We start from the raw sequence: 5,901 nt of genomic DNA, 5'->3' as shown, positions 1-5,901 counted from the left end.
CTCTTCGAGCGAATAGGTATCGGCGCTTCTTCCCATCAACACATTGACCGGCTTGGGCGCGACCGAGGCGCAAACTCGCCGGATGGCGTCCATGCTCGGCAGCCCCGGAGCGTACAACACATCGGCGCCGGCTTCGGCGAAAGCCTGCAGCCTCCGCACCGTGTCGTCGAGATCCGCCCGGCCATGGAGGTAGTTCTCGGCCCGAGCCGTGAGCATGAAATGACAAGCGCGAGCCGCCTCCGCCGCGGCCGCGACCCGCTCCACCGCAAGCTTGAGCTCATAGATGGGAGCCTTCGGGTCCTCTGTCGCGTCCTCGATGGATCCCCCGGCCAGGCCGACACCCGCCGCCAAACGCACCATCTCCGCGCAAGCTTCCGGCGCCTGGCCGAATCCATTCTGCATGTCCGCGGACACCGGCAGATGCGTCGCCTCGACGATGGCCTTGGCGTTCTCCAATAATCCCTCGCGCGTTAGCGCACTGACCTCGTCAGGGCGCCCGGCCGAGAAGGCGTATCCGGCGCTCGTCGTCGCCAAAGCCTCGAACCCCAATGCCGTCAGAATCCTCGCCGATCCCGCGTCCCACGGATTCGGGATCACGAAGATGCCCGCCCTCTCGTGGAGGGCCCGAAACACCTCGTATTTCTGTTCGCGCGTACTCGCGGCACGGGAAGCGGCGACCATACTCATAACAATCCCTCCACCACGTAGAGTGCGCTCAATGCCTGATAGTAGCTGTAGGCGAAGGTCGACGCGTCAGGCGTCATGCGCAAGCTCGCGAGACCCTCGACGCCGGTATGATCGGGAGGAGAAATCTCCCGCACGAGCTTGCGCTCCCCGGTCTTGAGATCGATGCGGCACATCCTGGCGGGCAGCTCCCCGCGCATGAACACGAAGATCGCGCTTTGATCGCCGCTCCAACCGACCACGCGCTCGTATTCGAGCGCGCCCTTCACCTGTCGCGGCGGGCCCCCGTCGACCGGAAAGATGGCTAGCATTCGGTCCGTGTCGTGCGCCGCGACGGAGCTTCCGTCCGGCGAGACGACGCAATCGACGTAGGAGATCCCTTCATCGCTCAACAAGCTCCGCGCGCCCGTCGCGAGATCGATCCGGTAAAGCCGCGACCCACCCCCCGGCTCGCTCGCGAGACAGCATACGGATTTGCCGTCCGGGAACCAGGAGCCGTCGTCGATCTCGACATTCCCGGTGGGAATGGTCCGCGGCTCGCCCGCTCCGCAGGGGAGAACTACGAGGCGCGTCGGTGAGTGGCCCACGCCGACCAGCGCCCACTTCGCGTCGGGGGAAAGGCTGAACGCGATGCCCTCTCCAAGCCGAACGGCGGGCGACCCGTCCGTACCGCGGATATAGGCGGAAGCAAGGTCTCCTCCCCCGATTCCCGTTTCGTCGAAGAGGACGCGCGATCCGTCCGGCGTGAGCGACCGGATGAGTGTCCAGTCGAGCCAGGTCAGGGCGCGCCTCTTGTCGCCCGCGATGAGCTGAGCCCGGCTCCGCTCGCTCTCTAGGTTGATGAGAGCCGCGCCCTGGCGCGAGATGTCCAGCATCGTCATGTTGCCCGGAATCCGCAGCACGTGCCTCTCCACGCCGTTCATGTCGACGGCGTAGAGCTCGCGTCCAGCCGCGGCAGCGCCGCGAAACGCCGCGAACACCACCTCGCGGCCATCGGGCGACCAGGCCAGGCCGCGCATGCTCGACCATCCGGTCGCGAGGCGTTTCACGTTTCCGCTCAAGTCGGAGACCGCTACCGTACCCGCGTCATTCCCACGCTGAGGATGATCCATGAAGGCGAATCGCGTCCCGTCGGGCGAGAAGCGCACGCTGCTGACCCAGCCCGAGGTCTGGTAGAGCACCGTGCCCGAGGGAAATTCGATCCGAACCATTCCGGCCTCATCCCGCACGATCGCGAGGCGGCGTCCGTCGGGCGTGAAGTCCGCTTCCCACACCCCGTCCATGATGTCGCGGGGCGCGCCTCCCCCCAGGGGCATGCGCGCGAGCATTCCCGTAAAGACGAACCCGCCACGCCCTTTCCGGTCGCGCGAGACCGCCATTTCGCCGGTGGACGAGATCGACAGAAGGTCGGTGCCGGTGTGCCCGAGTGCGCGCGGCTCGGGATTTCCGGGATAGCTCCAGGAAAGCTCGAGCGGGTTGCCCTCCCAGGAGGCCGCGTAAGCGATCGCCTGGCCATCCGGCGCGAACCTGGCGCCGCGGACGACGCCCTCGGGCAGGGTGACGCGGCGGTACGTGATCGGGCGGACGGGGCCGGCTGCCGGGGCGGTGTCCGGCGAGCCTGGCTCCATCCGGGCGCCGCTACGCCCTGTTATCAACGAGAGCGCGAAGGCGAGGTCGCCCGCGGAGTCGAAGCGGTCGGTTGGGGATTTCTCGAGGGCGTGGGCGATGATAGCGCCGATGCCCGGGGCCGCGTCTTCGATTTCAGTGGGGAGCGGCCGCGGCTCCGATTGTAGGATGGCCGTCATGCGATCCGCCGGCGAGGGCCCGTCGAAGGCGCGGCGGCCGGTCAGCATCTCGTAGAGGATCGCCCCCAGGGCGAAGATGTCCGTGCGGTGGTCGGACGGCTGGTCGCGCACCTGCTCCGGCGACATGTAGCTCGGCGTGCCCAGGATCGCGCCGGTGATGGTGAGCGTGCCCGCGACCGGACCCGTGTCGTCGTCGGGTGTGCGGTCCGCCTGGAGCAGCTTCGCCAGCCCGAAGTCGAGGATCTTCACGTGATCCCCGGGAAGAATCATGATGTTCTCGGGTTTCAGGTCCCGGTGTGTGGTCCCCTTCGCGTGCGCCGCCGCCAAGCCGCGGGCGATTTGGGTGGCGTACTGGATCGCCTTGCGCGGGGGGATCGGGCCTTGGGCGAGCTTGGTGCGCAGTGTGGTGCCCTCGAGCAACTCGCACACGATGTAGGGGAGCCCGCCACCGTTCGCCTCGGTCGAGCCGATGTCATGGACCGCCATGATGTTCGGATGGTTGAGCTGCCCCGCCGCCCGCGCTTCGCGCTCGAAACGCCTCAGGCGGTCTTTGTCGGCCGCGAGGGCGCCGGGCAGCACCTTTACGGCGACGTCGCGGGCCAGCCGCGAGTCCCGGGCGCGATACACCTCGCCCATCCCTCCCTCTCCGAGCAGGGACTGAATCTCGTATGGGCCCAGGCGCGTGCCTGGAGAGATGGTGTGGGGCATGGCGTGCCGGGAGTTTACTACGGCCGACGATGTGCATTTCGGCCGAGGGAGGTCCGCTCTAGCGCCATCGACGAGAGTGAGCGCCCTGCATCCGATTGTGTAGTCCGCATAGCGGTCCAGGGGTCGCCTAAACGACGTGTCGCAAAAATGCCAAAATAGCGACACGTTTTCTTGACGTGTCGCCGCTGGCGACATAACCTACGAACATGTCTCGAAAATCCGTATCTCAGGACACGCAGACTGGCCAGGGGAGGCGACCGGACCGGCCGTACAACGAGCTACCAAAGCTGCCGCCAGCGACGGAGCTGGATTCCAAGGCCGTCCTGAGGCAATGCATCACGGCCAGGGCCGCCCTTGCCGAGCTCAAGCAGGCAGCGGAACTGATCCCCAATCAGACAATTCTCATCAACACGCTGCCCGTACTGGAAGCCCGCGCGAGCTCGGAAATAGAGAACATCGTCACCACCACCGACAAGCTCTTCCAGCATCTCCAGGCGGTTGGGCACGCGGATCCCGCAACACGCGAGGCGCTGCGATACAGACGTGCGCTGCTCGAGGGCGTTGGCGAGCTGAAGAGGCGGCCGCTCGGCACGCGCGCCGCTGAGATGATCTGCTCTCAAATCAAGGGCGTCGAAATGTCGGTGCGCAAGGTACCCGGGACGGCGCTCGCTAACGAAGCCACGGGCGCAATCGTCTACACGCCCCCCGAGGGCGAAACACTACTCCGTGATCTCCTTGCGAATTGGGAGCACTTCCTGCACGAAGAGGTATCGATCGATCCTCTCATTCGGCTGGCGGTCGCTCATTATCAGTTTGAGGCGATCCACCCGTTTACCGACGGCAATGGGCGCACCGGACGGGTGCTGAACAGTCTGTTCCTCGTCGAGCAAGATCTGCTCACGCTTCCAATTCTATATCTGAGCCGCTACATCATCGCGCACAAGATGGATTACTACCGCCTGCTCCTCGAAGTCACGAGCAAGAGCGCGTGGGAGCCGTGGCTTCTCTTCATGCTCCAGGCAGTCCACGAGACAGCAACCTGGACCACAGCGAAAATCGGATCCATCCGCAAACTGACGGAGGATACCGCCGCCCTTGTGCGGCAGAGGCTTCCCAAGATCTACACCCGCGAGCTCGTGGACGTAATCTTCGAGCAACCCTACTGTCGAATCGCCAACCTGGTGGAGGGGAACATCGCGGGGCGCCAGGCTGCCTCGCGATATCTGAAGGCGCTGGTTTCCATCGGCTTGCTCCAGGAGCGGTCGTTCGGACGGGAAAAGCTCTTCGTAAACCCCAAGCTGCTTGGTCTCCTGACCCGAGAGGGCAGGGAGGGTTCCACGGCCCCAGGTTCGTGATACCCTCGGCCCCTTATGCCGACCACCTCCGGCGCCACCATAGGCCCTTATAGGGTAGACCGCGAGATCGGGCGCGGCGGGATGGGGGTCGTTTTCCTCGCGCACGATACGCGGCTGGGCCGCACCGTTGCGCTCAAGGCGCTCTCCGAGGATGCCGCCTCCGATCCGGAATACCTCCAGAGATTCGAGCGCGAGGCGCGCGTTTTGGCATCGCTCAACCATCCGAACGTCGCGGCGATCTACGGCCTCGAGGAGAGCGAGGGCCGGCGCTACCTGGCGCTCGAGCACGTCGAGGGGGAGACCCTCGCGGATCGGATCGCGCGCGGGCCGCTCCCTCTACACGAGACTCTCGACATCTGCATCCAGATCGCGGCGGGCGTGGAAGCGGCGCACGACGGGGGCGTGGTGCATCGGGATCTCAAGCCCTCGAACGTGATGATCACGCCGAACGACCAGGTCAAGGTGTTGGACTTCGGGCTTGCGAAGGGTCGCGTTGCGACGGACGAGTCGGGGCTCGCGAAATCCCCGTCGCTGGTGGATTCGGGCAAGCTTTCCTCGCCGACGCTCCTGCACTCGCCGACCCTGATCTCGCCCGCGACGCTCCCCGGCGTGATCCTGGGTACGTCGGCGTATCTCTCGCCGGAGCAGGCCCGCGGCAAAATCGTCGACCGCCGCACCGACATCTGGTCCTTTGGCTGCATCCTCTACGAATGCCTCGCGGGGGAGCGCGCGTTCGAAGGGGAGACGGTGAGCGACACGATCGCGAAGACGCTCGAGCGCGAGATGGACTGGTCCACGCTGCCCAAGGCGACACCCCCGCGGCTCCGCGAGCTGCTCGAGCGGTGCCTGACCAAGGATCCGAAACTCCGCCTACGCGATATCGGCGAGGCGCGGCTCACGCTCGAGGAGATCAAGTCGGGTCATTTCGCCGCGCCAACCGACGCGGTGGCGCCTGGCGCGGCCGCGGCACGGCGTCATTCTTCGATCCTGCTCGCGATCGGGGCCGTCCTCAGCGCCGTCCTCGGCGCCCTCGCGTGGAACGCGTTCGGACCCTCCTCGCGCTCCGCCCACATGAATGCTGTGCATCTCTCGCTGCCGGTGCCACCCGACCTTCGGGCCGAGGCTGTTGAACTGACCCCCGGCGGCGAGGCAGCCATCATGTTGGCGGTTCCGCGCGGTGCGCCCCAAGGAGAAACGCCGCGCCCGAGGCTTTACCTCCGCCGAATGGATCACGGCACATTCGAGCCGCTTCGCGGCACGGACGGAGTGGTCGCGTTTCTCGCGAGTCCCGACGGTCGATGGCTCTCGTTCGCGTCTGCGTTATCCGGGCAATCCAGCCATTTCCAATT

The 5,901-nt window shown here is 66.0% G+C and carries 4 protein-coding genes; 2 read left to right on the top strand and 2 right to left on the bottom strand.

The features are described from left to right. Both E6K76_12180 and E6K76_12175 read right to left on the bottom strand, forming a co-directional pair. Positions 1–681, bottom strand: a 681-nt coding sequence (locus tag E6K76_12180) for an isocitrate lyase/phosphoenolpyruvate mutase family protein (protein TMQ56792.1), incomplete at its 3' end; no start/stop codon positions are given. Positions 682–683: 2 nt separating this feature from the next. Continuing rightward, positions 684–3,392 (bottom strand): hypothetical protein, encoded by a 2,709-nt coding sequence (locus E6K76_12175; GenBank protein TMQ56791.1) that lies wholly within the window; start codon positions 3,390–3,392, stop codon positions 684–686. A gap of 11 nt (positions 3,393–3,403) precedes the next feature. Between E6K76_12175 and E6K76_12170 the strand changes: the two genes are divergently transcribed. Together E6K76_12170 and E6K76_12165 are read left to right on the top strand one after the other, a co-directional pair. Continuing rightward, the gene (locus E6K76_12170) at positions 3,404–4,552 is read left to right on the top strand and encodes a Fic family protein (GenBank protein TMQ56790.1); all 1,149 of its coding nucleotides are present in this window, start codon (positions 3,404–3,406) and stop codon (positions 4,550–4,552) included. A gap of 15 nt (positions 4,553–4,567) precedes the next feature. Then, on the top strand, positions 4,568–5,901 hold a 1,334-nt coding region (locus tag E6K76_12165), incomplete at its 3' end, for a serine/threonine protein kinase (GenBank protein ID TMQ56789.1).

Source organism: Candidatus Eisenbacteria bacterium (assembly GCA_005893275.1).
Taxonomy (GTDB): domain Bacteria; phylum Eisenbacteria; class RBG-16-71-46; order SZUA-252; family SZUA-252; genus WS-7.
This window is presented reverse-complemented; position numbering and strand designations above follow the sequence as displayed.